This is a genomic window from Hydrocarboniphaga daqingensis (assembly GCF_900129825.1).
In the GTDB taxonomy this organism is placed as follows: domain Bacteria; phylum Pseudomonadota; class Gammaproteobacteria; order Nevskiales; family Nevskiaceae; genus Hydrocarboniphaga; species Hydrocarboniphaga daqingensis.
In genome coordinates this window covers 576970-594610 of sequence record NZ_FQWZ01000002.1, presented here as the reverse complement: position 1 = coordinate 594610, position 17641 = coordinate 576970, and the positions used below count along the sequence as shown (strand labels likewise).

General features: G+C 65.5%; 13 protein-coding genes. 2 read left to right on the top strand and 11 right to left on the bottom strand.

Annotated elements, in window-relative coordinates; genetic code table 11:
• Nucleotides 1–4: 4 nt before the first annotated feature.
• On the bottom strand, nt 5–1561 hold the full coding sequence (locus BUB09_RS05605; protein WP_072895236.1) for an FAD-binding oxidoreductase: 1557 nt from the start codon (nt 1559–1561) through the stop codon (nt 5–7).
• Nucleotides 1562–1701: 140 nt separating this feature from the next.
• Here BUB09_RS05605 and galE point away from each other — a divergent pair, with 140 nt between their 5' ends.
• Both galE and BUB09_RS05595 read left to right on the top strand, forming a co-directional pair.
• Nucleotides 1702–2682 (top strand): UDP-glucose 4-epimerase GalE, encoded by a 981-nt coding sequence (gene galE, locus BUB09_RS05600; RefSeq protein ID WP_072895233.1) that lies wholly within the window; start codon nt 1702–1704, stop codon nt 2680–2682.
• Between the two features lie 243 nt (nt 2683–2925).
• The gene (locus BUB09_RS05595; protein ID WP_072895230.1) at nt 2926–5670 is read left to right on the top strand and encodes a winged helix-turn-helix domain-containing protein; all 2745 of its coding nucleotides are present in this window, start codon (nt 2926–2928) and stop codon (nt 5668–5670) included.
• Between the two features lie 51 nt (nt 5671–5721).
• Here the strand turns inward: BUB09_RS05595 and BUB09_RS05590 are convergent, their stop codons facing one another.
• The 10 genes from BUB09_RS05590 to BUB09_RS05545 form a co-directional block, all read right to left on the bottom strand.
• The gene (locus BUB09_RS05590) at nt 5722–7764 is read right to left on the bottom strand and encodes an acetoacetate--CoA ligase (RefSeq protein ID WP_072895228.1); all 2043 of its coding nucleotides are present in this window, start codon (nt 7762–7764) and stop codon (nt 5722–5724) included.
• Nucleotides 7754–8899: a DUF5938 domain-containing protein gene (locus BUB09_RS05585; protein WP_072895225.1), complete on the bottom strand. Its 1146-nt coding sequence runs from the start codon at nt 8897–8899 to the stop codon at nt 7754–7756. Before BUB09_RS05585 ends, BUB09_RS05590 begins: the two co-directional genes overlap by 11 nt.
• 43 nt (nt 8900–8942) lie before the next feature.
• Nucleotides 8943–9725 carry a glucose 1-dehydrogenase gene (locus BUB09_RS05580; protein WP_072895222.1) on the bottom strand — a complete coding sequence of 261 codons (783 nt, stop codon included), beginning with the start codon at nt 9723–9725 and terminating at the stop codon, nt 8943–8945.
• Nucleotides 9715–10533: an SDR family oxidoreductase gene (locus BUB09_RS05575; RefSeq protein ID WP_072895220.1), complete on the bottom strand. Its 819-nt coding sequence runs from the start codon at nt 10531–10533 to the stop codon at nt 9715–9717. Before BUB09_RS05575 ends, BUB09_RS05580 begins: the two co-directional genes overlap by 11 nt.
• An 11-nt stretch (nt 10534–10544) precedes the next feature.
• Complete coding sequence (gene lipP1 / locus BUB09_RS05570; RefSeq protein ID WP_084083186.1) at nt 10545–11504, bottom strand: LipP1 family hormone-sensitive lipase; 960 nt, start codon at nt 11502–11504, stop codon at nt 10545–10547.
• A gap of 26 nt (nt 11505–11530) precedes the next feature.
• Complete coding sequence (locus BUB09_RS05565) at nt 11531–11989, bottom strand: DUF3237 domain-containing protein (protein ID WP_072895215.1); 459 nt, start codon at nt 11987–11989, stop codon at nt 11531–11533.
• A gap of 46 nt (nt 11990–12035) precedes the next feature.
• Entirely contained in the window at nt 12036–12875 is an 840-nt protein-coding gene (locus tag BUB09_RS05560; RefSeq protein ID WP_072895213.1) for a hypothetical protein, read from the bottom strand.
• 180 nt (nt 12876–13055) lie between these two features.
• Entirely contained in the window at nt 13056–14435 is a 1380-nt protein-coding gene (locus BUB09_RS05555; protein WP_072895210.1) for a DUF1329 domain-containing protein, read from the bottom strand.
• A gap of 35 nt (nt 14436–14470) precedes the next feature.
• Nucleotides 14471–16435, bottom strand: a complete 1965-nt coding sequence (locus tag BUB09_RS05550; protein WP_084083185.1) for a DUF1302 family protein — start codon at nt 16433–16435, stop codon at nt 14471–14473.
• A gap of 163 nt (nt 16436–16598) precedes the next feature.
• Nucleotides 16599–17582, bottom strand: coding sequence for a WD40/YVTN/BNR-like repeat-containing protein (locus tag BUB09_RS05545; RefSeq protein WP_072895207.1), 984 nt, complete (start codon nt 17580–17582; stop codon nt 16599–16601).
• Between the last annotated feature and the right edge of the window lie 59 nt (nt 17583–17641).

The following is a 17641-nucleotide window of genomic DNA, read 5'->3' as shown; positions in this document are numbered from 1 at the left end:
CCGCTCAAGCCGCCAGCAGGCGGTCGAAGCCAAAGCTGCGCGGGTTGAGGATGTTGTGCGGGTCGTGCGCCTGCTTGAGCGCCTTGATCGTCTGCAACTGCTCGGACGGCGTATGCGCCAGATACTCGTCGGCCCATTTGGAGCCGATGCCGTGCTCGGCGCTGAAACTGCCGCCGTGCGCCAGCGTGACGTCGATGACCAGCCGGGTCAGCGTCTTGCCGACCGCGCTGACCGGCCGGTCGGCGCTACCGAGCACGTGCAGATGCGCGCCGCCGACGCCGGCATGGCCGAACGCGACCAGCTCGGTGTCAGGCGCGGCGCGCTGCAGCTCGGCGCGCATCGCGTCCAGATACTCGCCAAAGCCGGCCAGCGGCGTGGCGGTGTCGAAACTCAAGCGGCCGCCGCCAAGCGCGCGCATCCGCGCATTGCTGGCTTCGGTGATCGAGTGACGGATCTTTTTCAGCGCGGCCAGCGGCGCGTAGCCGATCTGCTCGTCCGGCAGCGCCAGGTCGCCGGCCAGGAATTCGTACAGCGCCGCCGCCAGGTCGGCATCGGCGTCGGCCGACTTGATCTGCAGCAGCAGGAACAGCGGGCTGTCGACGTCGCCAGCAAACGGCAGCCGGAACGCCTCTCCGTGCAGCGCGCGCACCAGCGCCATCGCCGAACGCGAAATGAACTCGAACTCCTCGACGTCGGCGCCGAAGCGACCGCGCGCGGCGTCGAGAATGCGCATCGCACCGACCATGTCGGCCACCGGGATCAGCGCGGCTTCGCGCTGCGCCGGGATCGCATAGGTGCGCAGCCGCAGCCGCGTGATGATCCCGAACGCGCCCTGCGAACCGATCAGCCCCCAGGCCGGGTCGATCTGCGCCGAATTGATCGCGAAGCGCTGCGGATCGGGCGCGGTCCACGGCGTCGATCGGCAGGGGCCGGCCGGTTCGCCGTTGCCCCAAAAACCCCAAGCGGTGTCGGTCATGTGCGCCGAGGTGCCGTAGCAGACCGCGTTCGAGCCGGCCGAGGCATTGGCAGCGCAAGCGCCGACGGTCGCAGCCGAGCTGGAGCCCATCTCCATCGGGAACATCCGGTTCAGCGGGCGCAGCAGGTCGTTCAGCGCGTCGACCGCCAGGCCGGTCTGCACGGTCACGGTCGCGCCTTCGGCATCGGGCTGACCCAGCGCCGTCCACCAGGCCAGCAGCGCGTCGCGCGCGGCGTCGCCGCTGGCGGCCTCGGCCGGCCAGACAAACTCGCGACCATCGGCCAGCGTCAGGCTCAGCGGGCGGTTGAGCCGCTCCAGGCTCAGCACCGGCTCGCCGAGCGGACGCTGCGCTTCGACCAGGCCGGTGCGGCCGCCGCTGATCACCAGCGGGGTGCGCTGCGCGTTGCACAGCCGCAGAATCTGCTGCACCTCGGCTTCGGTCTGCGGCAGCAGCACGGCACCGGTATGGCCGCGCGGCCCGCGTTCGAGCACCTCGTAGCGCTCGACACGCTCGGGTGCCGCGACATAGCGTTCGCCCAGCAGCTGCTGCAACTGCGGGGCGGCGGGATAATTCGGCAGGCTCATTGCAAGGCGTGGGCAGCGAAACAGGCGGGCAGTTTAGAGGCTTTGACCCATGCCCGGTGAGCCGGCGCCGCCGCTGCTAGGCTGCGCAGCGGTCAATCGACGGAGCCGGGACGAGCCCGGCCAAAACGGACTACAGACGAGTGAAAGCATTGGTTATTGGTGGCGCCGGCTATATCGGCAGCCACATGGTCCGCGCGCTACAGCGCGCCGGCCACGACGTCGCGATATTCGACAACTTCTCCACCGGACACCGCGCCGCGGTCGAGGGCCTCAAGGTCTACGAGGGCGACCTGCTGAACCCGGCCGACCTTGACCGCGCGCTGCCCGACTTCGCGCCGGACCTGATGCTGCATTTTGCGGCGCGCTCGCTGGTCGGCGAATCGATGGTCGAGCCGGCGCTGTACTACGGCAACAACGTCTGCGGCGTGTTCAACCTGCTCGAAGCGATGCGCCGCCATGGCCGCGCCCGGCTGGTGTTCAGTTCCACGGCGGCCGTGTACGGCCTGCCGACCAAGCGGCGCATCGACGAAGACCACCCGACGCAGCCGATCAACACCTACGGCTGGAGCAAGCTGTTTGCCGAGCGGATGATCGAAGACGCCTGCCGCAGCTACGGCCTGCGCGCGGCGGTGCTGCGCTACTTCAATGCGGCCGGCGCCGACGATGCCGGCGACATTGGCGAAGCGCACGAGCCCGAAACGCACCTGCTGCCGAACATCCTGCGCGTGGCGGCCGGCAAGGCGCCGCTGGTGCGGCTGTTCGGCAGCGACTACGACACGCGCGACGGGTACTGCGTCCGTGATTTCATTCACGTCAGCGATCTGTGCGACGCGCATCTGCTGGCCGCCAACGCGCTGGAGAAAGCCGACCTGCCGGCCTATCAGCTGTACAACCTCGGCAACGGCCAAGGGTTTTCGGTACTCGAAGTGCTGCGCGCGGCCGAAGTCGTCGTCGGGCGGCCGATCCCGTCCGAAGTCGGCCCGGCGCGCGCCGGCGATCCGCCGGTGCTGGTCGCCGGCGCCAGCAAGGCGCGCAGCGTGCTCGGCTGGGCGCCGCAGAAAGCCGATCTGACGCAGATCATCGCCAGCGCTTGGCGCTGGCATCAGGCGCAGCGCTACTAGCGCGCCACACGCTGGCGCTGCGCCCGAGCGCGTAGCGCCAGCCGATCCCGGCGACACGCGCCCGCCCGCGCTATCGCCACCGCAGCGCCGAGCACGATCGGCGTCGGGCGGGCTGCCCGACCGACCGCATGCGTCGGCTCGAATCAATCGCTGTCGCAGGCCATCGACGCGTTCAACGCGCTGCAAGCTCCCCAGTCTGTGACGTAGTCGCTATATTCCAGTGCGAGTGCGGAGGAGCCGCCAATGACGACTGGAAGACCAGAGGGCGAACGACCCTCGGCCCAGATCAGTACGCACAAGCTGTATGCCCCGCCGACCTATCGCGGCGTGGTGTCACGGCGCGCGATACTCGACCGGGTTTTTGCAGAGCCGATGGTGCGCGTGTTCCTGTTCCAGGGACCGGCGGGCCACGGCAAATCGACATTGCTGCAGCAAGTGATGACGCAGTGTCAGCAGCGCGGCTGGCTGACCGGCTGGCTGAGCTTTGACGATGCCGACAACGACATGCGGCGCTTCACCAGCCACTTCGACGCGCTGCTCGACGGCATCGTCGGTGAGGCGAGCGACAGCAACAGCCGGTCGCGCGCCACCGCGCCGGGATCGCGCGCACGGCGCTCCGACGCGGCCATTGCGCGGTTGCTGCAGCGCAGCGAGCCGACCGCGCTGTTCCTCGACGAACTACAGGAGCTGAGCAACCCGGGAATCCTCGGCTTCCTTCGGGAATTGCTCGAACGTCTGCCGGATCGGATCACGGTGTTCTTCGGCTCGCGCGCGCTGCCCGACCTGGGGCTGGCGCGGTTGCTGGTCAATGGCCGTGCGATGGTGCTGCGCGCCGACGAACTGCGCTTCAGCACCGCTGAAGCCGAGCAGTTTTTTGCCGAAGCACGCGACCTCGGCGTGCAGCAGGACGAAGTGGCGGAGATCCACCGCCAGACCGAAGGCTGGCCGGCAGCGCTGCAGTTGTTCCGGCTGAGCTTGGCCAGCCCGAACGTGCGCGGCGCGCTCGGCAATCTCAACGCGTATCGCCCGCGCGAGTTGGCCGATTACCTGGCCGACAACGTCGTCAGCCTGCAGACACCGAGAATCCGCGAGTTTCTGCTGCGCACCAGCTTGCTGACGCGCTTGAGTGCGCCCTTGTGCGACGAGCTGCTGGGCTGGCAGGACTCGCAGAGCATCCTGCTGTTTCTTGAACGCAATGGCCTGTTCCTGCGCAGCCTCGATTCCGATCTGCGCTGGTTCAAGTACCACACGCTGTTCTCCGGCTTTCTGCAGGAGCAACTCAACGAGAGCGACCCCGCCTCGCTGCGCGAACTGCATGGCCGCGCTGCGCATTGGTATCACGCCCACGGCTTCCACGACGAGGCGATGCACCATGCGGTGGAAGCCGGCGAATTCAGCTTCGCTGCCGGCGTGATGAACCTGTGGAGTTCGCGTCTGGTGGCCGAAGGCCATCTGGCGACGGTGGAGCGCTGGTACGACCGGCTGCCGCTGGACGAGATCGCGCCGCGTCGCGAGCTGGCGGTCAAGATCGCGTATGCGCTGAGCTTTCTACGTCGCCACCGCAAGCTGCGGCCGCTGATGGAAGTGCTCGATACACCGGCCTCGTCAACGCTGATCAACGACGCCAACCCCGATGTCGTGCGCACGATGGTGGCGCTGCTGTTCGACGATATTCCGCGGGCCTTCGAACTGGTGCATCAGCTGCAGATCAACGTCAGCGAGCCCGAACCGTTCCGGGCGTTCGAGCTGTCGGCGGCCTGCAACGTGCTCGGCTACCACGCGGTGGCGATCGGCGAGTACGAGCGGGCACGTGAATACGTGATGCGCTCACGCGCCTACAGTGACAAGGCGCATGCGCGCTTCAGCGGCGGTTATTCGGTGGCCGTCGCCGGCATCAACCTGCTGGTACAAGGCGAGCTGCAGCAGGCGATCGAACGCTTTCGCGCCGGGCTCGCCGAACAGCATGCCGACGCCGAAACCAGTGTGGCATCGGCGTCGCTGGTCAGCTGCTACATCATGGCGCTGTACGACGCTGACGAACTGACGCTGGCCGAGTCGCTGTTCGCGCAGTTTCACGACGTGATCCGCGAAGGTGTGCTGCTCGACTTCATGGCGGTGGCCTACGTGTCGATGGCCCGCATCCACGACGCGCGCGGCGCCGCGCCCAAGGCGCAGGAGCTGCTCGACGAAGCTGAGAACATCGGCCATCTGGCCGCATGGCCGCGGATGATCCGCATCATCGACCGCGAGCGCGTGCGTCGGCATCTGCTGCGCGGCGAGCGCGATCGCGCGCAGCTGATCGCATCGCGGATTCCGCAGCGCCCCGAGTTCACGCTGCCCGACGGCGTGGCCTTGTTCTCCGAAGACAGCGAAGGCGATGCCATCGGCCAGATCCGCTTGCTGATTCATCGTGGCCACGGCGACGACGCGCTGACACGACTGAGCCATGAACTGGATCTGGCGCAGCGCAACGGCCGCGTGCGGCGCCTGATCAAGCTGCGGATTCTCGAAGCCCTGGCCCATGCACAGCGCGGCCGGCCGCGGCCGGCCTATCACGCGATGCGCCATGCGCTGCAACTGGCGGCCCCGCAGGGCTTCGTGCGCAGCTTTCTCGACGAAGGCGACGAGGTGCTCAAGTTGCTGCGCGAGCTGTTCCCGTCACTGCACGACGCCGGCATCGAGCGCCACGGCCATGGCAGCGACTCGCTGCTGACGTTTGCCGCCCGACTGCTCGGAGGCGACAGCGTCGACGGCAGCGCCGACGAACGCAGCACGCGCACGCCGATGACGCTGGCCGAGCCCCTGACCGACGGCGAGCGCAACATCCTGAGCTTCCTGGCGCGCGGCGTGTCGAACAAAGTGATCGCCGCCGAACTGTTCGTGTCCGAGAACACCGTGAAGTTTCACCTGAAGAACATCTACGGCAAGCTCGGCGCCAGCAGCCGGCTGCAGGCGATCAATGCCGCGCGACGCATGGGGCTGGTCTGAGCCCGCATCAATCGTCGTATCGGCACGGCGTCGCGCCGTGCCGATCGTCCGTCAGCCCTTGAGCATTTCGCTGTTGCGCTGTGTGAAATCGATGAACCAGTCGATCGCCGCCGGCTGCATCATCGCGTCGCGGCTGACTGCTTTTTCGACCGGCCATCCCATCAGGATCTTGCGCACTGGCAACTCCATCTTCTTGCCGGTCAGCGTGTACGGAATCAGCTCGACCGCATAGAGCTGGTCGGGCACGTGGCGCGGACTGCAGTCGGCGCGCAGCTTGCGGCTGATCCGTTCGCGCAGGCCATCGTCGAGAACATGCCCGGCGCGCAGTTGCAGGAACATCGGCATGAAGTAGCGACCACCGGCAAGCTCGCAGCAGACGATCAAGCTGTCGGCAATTTCGGGCAGTTGCTCGACGCAACGGTAGATTTCGGCGGTTCCGATGCGCACGCCGTAGCGGTTCAGCGTCGAATCGCTGCGACCGTAGATGTAACAGCCGCCGCGCGCGTTGATCTTGATGTAGTCGCCGTGCCGCCAGACGCCCGGCGCATGTGCAAAGTAGCTGTCGCGGTAGCGTTGATCGCCGTCGTCATTCCAGAAGTACAGCGGCATCGATGGAAACGGACTCATCACCATCAACTCGCCCACTTCGTCGACGACGCTGACACCGTCGTCGTTCCAGGCCTGCACGTCCATGCCCAGCATCAGCGCTTGGATCTCGCCGGCATACACCGGCAAGGTTGGCACCGCGCCAACAAAGCCGCTGCAGATTTCGGTGCCGCCCGACTGCGAGGTCACCCACAAATCCTGCTTCACGCAGCGATAGAACCAGTCGAAGGTTTCCGGCGTCGATGGCGAGCCCGCGACGACGATCGATTCCAGTGCCGACAGATCATGGTCGCTGCCCGGCTTGAGCCCGGCTTTCTCCATCATCTGTACGAAGGTCGGGCTTGCACCGAAACTGACGCAGCGCGTGCGCGCTGCCAGCTGCCACAGGAAGTCCGGGCCCGGATGCATCGGGCTGCCGTCATACAGCACGGCCGATCCGCCGGTCAGCAACGCGGCGATCAGCAGATTCCACATCATCCAGCCGGTCGTGCTGTAGAAGAACATCGGCGCGCCGGGCCGCAGGTTCAAGTGGAAGTGCATCAGCTTCAGATGCTCGACCAGCACGCCGACGTGACTGTGGACGATCGCCTTGGGCAAGCCGGTCGTGCCCGACGAGAACACGACCCAGATCGGATGATCGAACGGCACGCGCTCGTAGACGAACTGCTCGCGTGGTACGTCCGGCTGATCCATCAGCGTCGACCACAGCAGCGCCTGCGGGATCTTGTCTGGCACACCCGATGCGGGTTGCAGATACGGCAGCCAGACGATGCAGCCCAGGCTGGGCAAGCGCGACGCGATCTCGGCGACTTCGTCGACGCGCGAAAAATCCTTGCCACCGAATCGGTAGCCGTCGCAGGCGAACATCACTTTCGGCGCGATCTGCGAGAAGCGGTCGATCACCGTCTTGACGCCAAACTCCGGTGCCGCCGACGACCACACACCGCCGACGGCGAGCGTGGCGATCATCGCGACGGCCGTCTCGGGGACGTTGGGCATATACGACACGACACGATCACCGGGCACGACGCCCAGCGCGCGCAGCTGCGTCGCCAGGATGCGCACCTGCCGGCCCAGCTGCTGCCAGCTCATCTGCGCCAGCGGCCGTGTCTCGGTCAGGTGATGAAACGCCGCCTCACCGTCGGCAGCCACCGCTTCGTGGCGCAGCAGATGCTCAGCGTAGTTGACGCGCGAGCCTTCGAACCACCGCGCGCCCGGCATCTTGCGCTCGTCGAACACCCGCGCGTACGGCGTGGCCGACTGCACATCGAAGTAGTCCCAGATCGACGCCCAGAACGGCGCGATCTCGGTGACCGACCATTGATGCAGCGCGCTGTAGTCGGGCAGGTCGAGCCCGCGCTCGGACTTCAACCAGCGCTGATAATGCGCAATGTTCGACGCCGCAGCGAACTCGGCACGCGGCGACCAGAGCCACTGGCCTTCGCGCACACCGGGCGACGGCGCCGACGCAGGCGCATCATCCGCCATGACGCACGCTCCTGGCGTTGACCGTCAGCACCGGATCGCTGACCAGCCCAAAGTTCTGCAGCACGCCAAGCAGCTCACGATGGCCGAAAGCCTGGCAACCGGAAGCAAAGCCGTAACGCTTCGGCGGCGCCTGCACCAGATGGTAGGCGACGTAGGCCTGGAGCAGACCGGTCTGCTTGTAGTTGCAGATGCCGTGGATCACGCAATGCGCGTGACCCGCCGGGCCGCTGGCGTGCACCGAGTCGACCGACGTGTTGATGCGCGTGTTCTCGCGCGGCGGCATGCCGGCCTGCAGGCTCGCGGCCATGTCCGACAGCGCCTTCTCGGCTTCGGCCTTCGGCATCGGCTTGATCTTTTCTTCGACGACGGCGGCGATCTGCACGACGCCTTCCATCACCGTGCGCTCGAACACGCCGCCCATCGCCTTGCACGAGGCCACGCGCGGATCGTTCTTGAACCAGACCGGATGCGCAGTGCCGCCCCAGGGCAGCGCCATCGCCGTGGCATGTTGGCCCGGCACGATGACTTCAGCCTTGGCCGTTGCCGGCCACTGCACGTACTGCTTCTGGTCCAAGTAGTAGAAGTTGGCAGTCAGGATGCTGAAGATCGTCTGCGTCGACGCGTACGTCGGGAAGCCTTTCCACAGCACCAGAATGTCGAGCGTGTCCAGGCCCGGCGTTTCCAGGCACAGATTGGCCGCGATCTCGCCGGTGGTGTACATCTGCGCGATGCCCGGCGCCAGCAACAGATTGCGCTGGGCAAACTGTTCGCCCCAGGTCGCCTCGGCGTGCATCATCCAGTTCTGCTCGCCGTTGGTATCGGTGTAATGCACACCGGCCGCAAGACAGGCTTCAACCGCTTCGCCGCCGTACTTCATGAACGGGCCGACCATGTTGCACAGCACCTTGGTGCCCTTGAGCAGCTCGGTCAGCGCCTCGGTGGTGTGTTCGACTTCGGCGATTTCGTAATCGGCGTTCTCGATGCCCGGCACCTTGTCGAGGACTTCCTTGATGCGGGCGGCGCTGCGGCCCGCCGCAATGAACGGCATCCGGTATTCGCGCAGATATTCGGCCACCAGACGACCGGTATATCCGTTGACGCCGTAGATGACGACCGGCTTCTTGCTCGTGCTCATCGTATTGATCCTTCCCTGCTGAGTGGGGGTTGTGGTTCGGCTTTCAGGCCGTCATACCGCCGTCGACGACAAAGTCGGCGCCGGTGACATAGCTGGCGTCGTCGGATGCGAGGAACAGCACCACGGCGGCGATTTCGGAGGGTTTGGCGAAGCGTCCCATCGGGATGCGCTGCAGCGTTACAGCAGCAAACTGCTGCGCCTGCTCCGGTTCCAGAGCGGCCAGCGCACCGCTGACCATCTGCGTCTCGGCAAAGCCGGGGCAGACGCTGTTGACGCGAATGCCGTAGCCGCTGCGCGCGCAGTGAATCGCGGTCGACTTGCTGAGCAAGCGCACCGCACCTTTGCTGGCGTTGTAGGCCGGCAGCGCCGCTTCGCCGACCAGGCCTTCGATCGATGCGATGTTGACGATGCTGCCGCCACCGCTGTGCTTCATCCGCTCGACCGCCGCTTGGGTGCCGAGGTAGACCGCATTCAGATTGATATCGATCGTGCGAGCCCAGTCGGCGTCGGATATCTGCTCGATACTGGCCAGATTCGCGACGCCGGCGTTGTTGACGACGATGTCGACGCGACCAAAGCGCGCGAGCACCGCGTCGAACACGCGCGGCCAACTGGCACGCTCGGTCACATCCTGCACCCGTCCGGCAGCCGAAGGCCCGAGCTGTGCGACGGCCGCTTCGACATCGCCGGCTTTCAGGTCGGTGATCATCACGCGGGCGCCTTCGGCGATCAGCGCTTCGGCCGCGGCATAGCCCAGCCCGCGTGCACCGCCGGTGATCAGGGCAACGCGATCCTGTACGCGGCCGACGCGCGGCTTACTGTGCATTGGCGCCTCCATCGAGCACGATCTCGGCACCGTTGGTCCAGCGCGCGGCGTTGGACACCAGATACAGAATCGCATTGGCAACATCGGACGGCTGGCCCATGCCCATCGGATGCAGTTGGTTCATCGCCGCTTCGGCCATGGCCAGATCCGGCGCCAGTCCCAGCCGGACGAATCCATCGAGCAGGTGGTTGCCCATTGCCGTGCGGATCACACCGGGATGGACCGAGTTGACGCGGATACCCATGCCCAGTTGCGCGCACTCGATCGCCGCGGCCTTGGTCAGCGAGCGCACCGCGCCTTTGCTGGCGCAGTACGCCGACAAGCCCGTAACGCCCAGCATTGCCGCGAGCGACGACAGATTGACGATCGCCCCGCCACGGCCGCTGCTGCCACCGGGCCGCATCGAGCGGATCGCGTGCTTCAGTCCGAGGAACGTGCCAGTGACGTTGATCCGCTGGATGCGCTCGAAGTCGGCCAGTGCGCAATCGGTCAGCAGCGCCATGTCCTCGACGCCCGCATTGTTGACCAGAATGTCGATGCCGCCGAGCTCGGTGACCGCGGCGGCGATCGCCGATTCCCAGTGCGACTCTTGAGTGACGTCGTGCACCGCGTGGGCAGCGCGTGCGCCAGCGCCGCGCAACGTTGCGGCACGCGCGGCGATCGCATCGGCCTGGATGTCGGTGACGAACACGGCCGCACCGGCGCCCGCCAGCGTTGTCGCGATTTCGGCGCCGAGGCCCTGTGCTGCGCCGGTGATCAGCGCGACTTTGCCGTCGAGGCGGAATGCCGCCAGTGGATCAGGACTCATGGCGGCTCCCACTAGCGATGCAGCGCGCGACGCAGAGCGGCAGCCAGATCATCGACGGCCGTGATCGCCTGCGGGATCAGGCCGTCGACCAGCTGAAAGTCATGGAACTGGCCGGGATATTCGATCAGCTTGACCGGCACACCGGACGCTTCGAGCCGCTGCGCATACGCCTCGCCCTCATCACGCAGCGGATCGAAGCCGGCGATCAGCACGGTGGCCGGTGGCAGTCCGTCGAGACGCTCGGCACGGATCGGCGCGCAGCGCCAGTTCTGCAGATCCTGCTCACCATTGAGGTAATGGCCGCCGAAGTAGCTCATCAGCTTGGCCGTCAGGAAGTAGCCTTCGGCACAGCGGCGGAAGCTCTCGGTGGTCGAGTCGAATGCGGTCAGCGGGCAGATCAGCAGCTGATGCGCAATCGACAGCTGGCCACGCAGCGCCAAGGTCGTCACTGCCGCCAGATTGCCGCCGGCCGAATCGCCACCGACCGCCAGGCGCGCCGCGTCTAGGCCCAGCGATGCCGCGTGAGCAGCAACCCACTGCGTGGCGGCAATGCAGTCGTCGGCCGCAGCCGGAAAACGGTGTTCCGGCCCGAGGCGATAATCGACCGACAGCACCGCGCAGTTCGATGCCACGGCGATGCGCCGGCAGAACGCGTCATACAGCTCCAGATCACCGATCGTGAATCCGCCGCCGTGGAAGTAGATCAGCGCCGGCTGAATCGCGGCGTCGCCGGGGCGATACAAGCGCGCCGGCAGCATGCCGTCCGCGCCTTGCACCTGCAGGTCTCGGACCTCGCGCACCTCGACCTTGGGGGCCTGCATCGCAATGAAGCCCATGCGCGCCGCAACGCGCGCTTCGGGAACCGGTAGGTCTTCGATCGCCGGATGACCGGAGTTGGCCATCAAGTCGAGTACCTGACGCGCACTGGCGTCGAGGCTGCGGGTAGACGCTGCTTGAGAAGTCGATGTCATGAGATGTCCTTCGTTGTCGTGCTGCTTCAGCGAACCGAGTAAACGTCGTAGCGAACCTTGAGCGTGGAGAAATCCGCCTCGCCGATGCCGATGCACTGCAGTCGGTTGGCCCACAGATAATCCGGGTGCGAGGTCGCCATCCGCGGCGCCGTGCGCAGCGCCAAGGTCGGCGGCAACTCGCCGCGCAGGAAGCGCGCATGGCCGTCTTCGCCCAAGTCGCCGACGCCCTGGTAGCGCACGTCGATCAAGGCACCGTCGTGGGTTTCAATCGCGGCGCGAACGTCGAGCGTACCGACGCCGTCGGTCTGCAGATTGAAGAAGTCCGCACCCACGGCAAGCAGGCGCCCCTTCAGCCGCGGACCGCTGACGTCGCCACCGGCAATCGCGAAGTTGACGCGGACGCCGGTCGCCATCGCGCCCAAGACCTGCGGCGGCTGCAACTGGGCAACAAAGGTGAATAAGTGATCGAGGCGATAGTCGAGCATCGGCAGCTCCAGAAAATGGCGGGGATCGAATGGGTTGTGGGCTTGGTCAGCAGGTCACGCCGTCGTGGCGCAGCGCCGCCAGGCTTTCGAGCACGCGCTCAGGCGACAGGCCATGCGCCGGAATCAATAGATGCCGTCCCACCGGCACGGACGTGGCGTCGAGTGTGGCGCTGCGCATGTCGCGCACGGCACCACGCTGAGGCTGCGGCGTCAGCACCAGATCGATCGTCGAGGCGTCGTAATCACCGGCCCGCGGTTGCTGCAGCACCAGCGCCCAGCGGTAGTGCCTCGCCAGATTGGCGACGGCGCCATAGCAGGCCAGATCCTCATCACTGGCCGGCACGCTGTCGGTCGACTCGTGCAGCAACAAGCCATCGATGTCGATCTCGCCGAAGCCGCGCAGGAAGTCGGCGATATAGACCGATGCAGCATCCGCATCGTCCGCTTCGACCACGGGCGATGTTGCATCCACAAAAGCTTGTGCGTAAGCCAACGCAGGCCAATGCCGAGGCGACGGCACCGACAGCACCAGCGGCCGCTCGCGATGACTGGCGCGCAAGCCCTGGGCAATCTGGTTCAAGTGCGTGCGCAGCGCGGAATCGCCGAGCACGATCTTCAGCGGGGACAGCAGCCGCGTCTTGGTGGCGATGGCGGCGCGCAGATCGGCGTGGTGTTCGAGCCAGGCGGCGATGATGGTAGCGACCGGCAGCACGATCACGTCGCTGCGGATCAGGCCCTGCACTTTGTTCAGATACGCCAGCGCCGATGCCGCATCCGTCCATGGTGGAGTGCCACCGCAGAGCAGCTGCGCGGCATAGTCCTGCGCCTCGATCCACAGCAGTTGGGCGCCGTTGCCAGCGTCGTAGCATTGCAGCAGGCGGCTCATTGGACCTCCCTGTGCCCGGCTCGCCGAAGCATGGCGCTGCCGCTCATGTTGTCTCTCCTGCTCGCATGATCGTTTTCGCCCGTTCTATGTCCGACGGGCTGATGACATCGGCTACGAGACTACGACTGCGTCGATCGTGATTCCGCTACCCGTGCGGGTAGTCGCATCGCGATCGTCGAATCAATCACTACCGCCAATGCGCATCAAGGCGGCGTTAGTCAGATAGCGGTCGTAGATGACCGCATCGTTGACCATCGTCTTGTGACCGGCGATCTCGCGCACCTGCTCGAGACGCGTCATGCGGCCGGTCTGAATATCGAATGCATGGACGTGAGCCCACGACCAATAGGGGTGAGCGCCATCGTTGAATGACTTGCCGCCGGATTCATACAAACCGTAGGCACCGTCGAACGAGCGATACGGCTCGCCGCGACGGTCGTACGACACCATCGCGATCGGCAACTGCGTGCGCGCATCGATCCACACGCGCTTCTTGCTGACTGGCGCACGTGGAAACTTCACGGGCTCGGCTTCGATCACGACGGCTTCTGGCACGAACTCGACCTGCGTGTCCCAGAAGGTCTTGCCTTTGGGCCCGCCGTGGGTCTTGTGCTCCCAGTTCGGATGCTCGGCATTCCAGCCGCCCGACACACCCGACAGCGCCGGGCCGCGCGAGACGACGCGGTAATTGCCCCAGGTGTACAGCGGATCACCCGCCGCCCACGCGTCCGACAGATACAGCGTCGAGCCGGGAATCAGCGGCTCGAAGCGCTGGTCGGTCGGGAACTGCCGAATGCGCTTGAACGCCGACACATAGCCGTACAGCTCGGGGAATGTGTTCTGGTCGTAGTCCCAGATGTTCAGGAACGACGTGCCCTTGATGCTGTCGGGTCGCGTAAAAAAGACCGACTGATAGCGCAGCTTGTTTTCACGCCCCGGCAGATACGGCTTGGGATTCATCGACACCCGACCGATCGGCGACAGCTCGGCCCAACCGCAGTCGTAGTTGAACTGCACATCGCCATCAGCCGACAGATCGTATTCGCGGATCGCGTACATGCACGCATCGTGACGACCCCAGGTCATCGTCAGGCCGGCGTACAGCTCCAGTGCCGACGTGGCGTTGGGGAACGGTGTGCCGCCGATCCAGGGCTTGCCTTGCAGCGTGACGATGTTGCCGCGTTCGTCGAAGCGCGCCTGCCCGGCGTTCTTCAACGTCGCTTCCATGTATTCCCAGGGACTGAGCCGCATGATATCGCGCGTGGTCGGCACGATCTTCAAGCGCCGGCCCATGGTCTTGATCTGCTGGTACTTGATCGGCTCCAGCAGCTCCTTGACCAGGTCGACGTTGTCGGCCGTGATCTCGTCGCCGGTGTTGATGCGCCCCTTGGTATAGCCCTCGATCGACAGCAGCTCGTCGGGGTAGGCCTTGGACGGATCGCCGGTATTGGCGATCGCGTCCCAGACCGGCATCAGCACACCGCCGCCGAACACACCGGCAGCGACACTCTTCAGAAAGTGGCGCCGACCATAGTCATGATCGAAGCGGCGGATGTGCATGCCGGTTTACCTCGTGCGGTACAGAGAGATCAGACTCAGAACTGGTAGGCGACGCGCAGCGTCAGTTCGTCGGCAAAGCTCGCCGTCGACAGCAGCGTGTCATTCGGATTGCCGTTCAGATCGCCGTTGATGTACGAGTAGAACGCTTCGACGGTGATCGATCCACGCGGCTTCCACTTGACGCCCGGCTGCACCAGGATGCTGCCGCGCGGGTCGTACAGCACCGCGAAGGCAGCACGGTAGATGTCGTTCGGGAACGGCTGCTGTGCAGCGAGCACGACGTAGTTCGCGCTGCCGACGCCATCGGGCGTCGACGTGCGGCTGCCGCCATAGCCGCGCAATGAGCGACCGAACAGGTCGTCAGCATTGCGGTGCATCGCCTGGAACACGAAGTACGTTGCCGGGAAGCTCTGGCTGAAGCGCTGGTACTTCTCCATCACCAGCGCAGTGACCGACGCGTCGTGATTCTCGAAGTTCTGACCCAGGTCGATACCGGTGAACACGCGGTCCGGCGTGTACGAGGTTTCGAGGTTGATGATCAACTGATCCAGCGGCGAACCCGGCTCGGCTTCGACGACGTAGCTGACACCCAGACCCAGCACCGTCTCCTGGAAGTACTTGCGTTCGATGTGGCCGCGCAAACTACCGCCCGAAGCGATGAAGAACGTGTCGAGCTGGTTGTGAGCCTGGTCGAAGGTGTTGACCTCGGACGCCAGCAGATTGGTCGTGGCCGGCGCAAAGTCATTGATTGCCGCATTCAGGCCGGCAACGCCATCAAGCCGCACCATCGCCGCGTATTCGAACCATTCCTCGGCCGAGTAGACGCCGCCGGGCGATGCCTCGAACGGGGTGTTGGCCAGCGTCTGGCCGGACTCGAAACCGTTGAGCGTGTGCACCGTCAGACCCAGCGGATTGTTGGTCGGCAGATCCTTGTCGACGTTCGACTTGGTCCAGCGGAACACGCCATCCGGGTTGTAGCGACGTACCGCCATGCCCTGGAAGCCCCACTGACCGTAGTTGGCCTTCAAGCGCAGGCCGTAGCTGAACTTGTCGTCGAAGTCGCCGTAGCGATCCTGGACGGTGAACTGCGCCGGGATGATGTTGTACTGGGTGTTCGGATTGCCGAAGATCGTCGGCTGGAACTTGGCGACGTAGGCGTCGGCCAGGATCTCGTCGGTGATCTGATAACCCGCACGGATCGACAACTGCGGAACGCGCTTGTCGGCGTACTCTTCCTGCGCGTAGTCGAGTACCGAGTGGCGGCGCAAGTCCAGGCCGTTGGCCACGTCGAACACGCGGAAGAACAGCGCCTGTCCCCATGCAATCTGCTGGTTACCAACGCGCAGGTTCAGCGGGCCGCGGTTGTAGTCGAAGAACAACGACGGCAGATAGACCAGATAGTTTTCGCCAGCCAGTTCGAGCGGATTGGCGTGGCGCTTGCCCTCGGGCCGGAACTCGAAGTAGTTCGGGCTGTTGCCGCGATACAGCTTGCGGTCGCCACCGGTGATGCCGCCGCGATCAAAGTCGACACTGTTGGCATTGAAGTCGTCATAGCCCGGATCGTAGATCGCGCGCATGCGGCCGATCAGCGACAGGTCGTTGCTCAGACGGATGCCGGTTTCCACTTCACCACGAAGGATGTGGTAGTTCGACCAGTTGTTCGACGTCTCGATACCGGTGCGCTGCGTGGTGTCGGCCAGTAGCGGATTGGGCACTGCAAAGCTCAGTGCCGGCGAGCCGGGCACCGGCACGCCGGGCAAACGCGCTACGGTCTGGTTGTTGTAGATGTTGCCGGTCTGATTGAAAGGATTCTCGTCTCCGGTCTGGAATGCGTTCTCGACCCGGATGAAGCCGCCGATGCTGACGTCGACACCACCGAGAAAGCCGTCGAAGAAACTGCCGTCACCTTCGGCCTGTGCCGATGCGGTGCCGCTGGCGACCAGCATCGCCGCCGTCGCCAGCCCGGTCTTGAGCCAGCGTCCTGCTTTCGATCCGTCCATTGATTCTCCCCTTCTACGTTGATCCGCGGGCACGGGGCAGCGCGGATGTTGTTGTCTAACTCGCACGGTTCCATCTTCGTCGCGGCGGGTTCGATGACCTGCCGTCGTCACTCGTTTTGCTGCTGATGCTGCTGCGGCAACGGCCTGCGTCGCCGCAACTAAACTACGGCGCCTGAAGGCGCACGATGCGGCCGGTATGGCCCACCGCGAGCAACGCGCCGCCACCCGCGGGGCTGCCGATTCCGGCATACCAGGCCGACTGCGCATCGCCTGCCGTGATGTGCGTCCAGCTACGGCCATCGTCGCGACTGCTGACCATGTCGCGCATGCCGCTGGCGATCACGCTGCCGTCGGCTGCCGACTGAACGCCCAGCAGAATCGCGTCGCTGCCCGTGGTCAACGCAGACCAGGTGCTGCCGCCGTCGGCGGTCCGCAGTGCGGCGCCGCTCTGGCCCACGGCATAGCCGACGCCGTCGTCACGGATGTCGATCGCGAAGATCGACGCATCGCCCTTGTGTAGCAGCTGCCATGCGGTCTGCCCGGCCGGCAGGCGCAGAATCAAGCCGAACTCACCGGCGATGATCACCGCGCCACTGGCATCAACCTGGACGGCATACAGATGGGGCTGCGCGCCGTCTTCGGTGTACGCGGTCCAGTCCGGTGCGACGGCCGCCCATGTGGCGCCGCCGTCCTGCGACTTGAGCACGGTGCCGAACGAACCGACGATCGCGGCGACACCCCGCGTGTTCATGCTGACCGAGAACAGGCGCTCCTCGGTACCGCTGGCGATCGTCTTCCACGCCTTGTTCGCATCGCGCTTCAGAATCAGGCCCATCTGGCCGACGGCCAGCGCCTCGCTGCCCTGCACGTCGACGCCGAGCAAGCTCAGCTGCGTCGGTGACGGCGCAACGGGCTTCCAAGTCTTGCCGCCATCGGCGGTATCGAGAATGGCGCCGGCCGCACCGACGGCAATGCCCTGGCTCTGGCTGAAGGCCACCGAGAACAGCGCATCGTGTGCCTTGCCGCTGACGACGGGCTCCATCGTCATCGTCGCGCCGGCTGCATGCGCCGTCATCGACGTTGCTGACAGCCACACGGCTGCAGCGAACGCGGTCAGACCACGCTTGAATGTTTGCTTGTACTTCATGGTTCCCTCACAACAACGACTGACTCCATGCGATGCAGGCGGTCACGCGTGCATCGTGT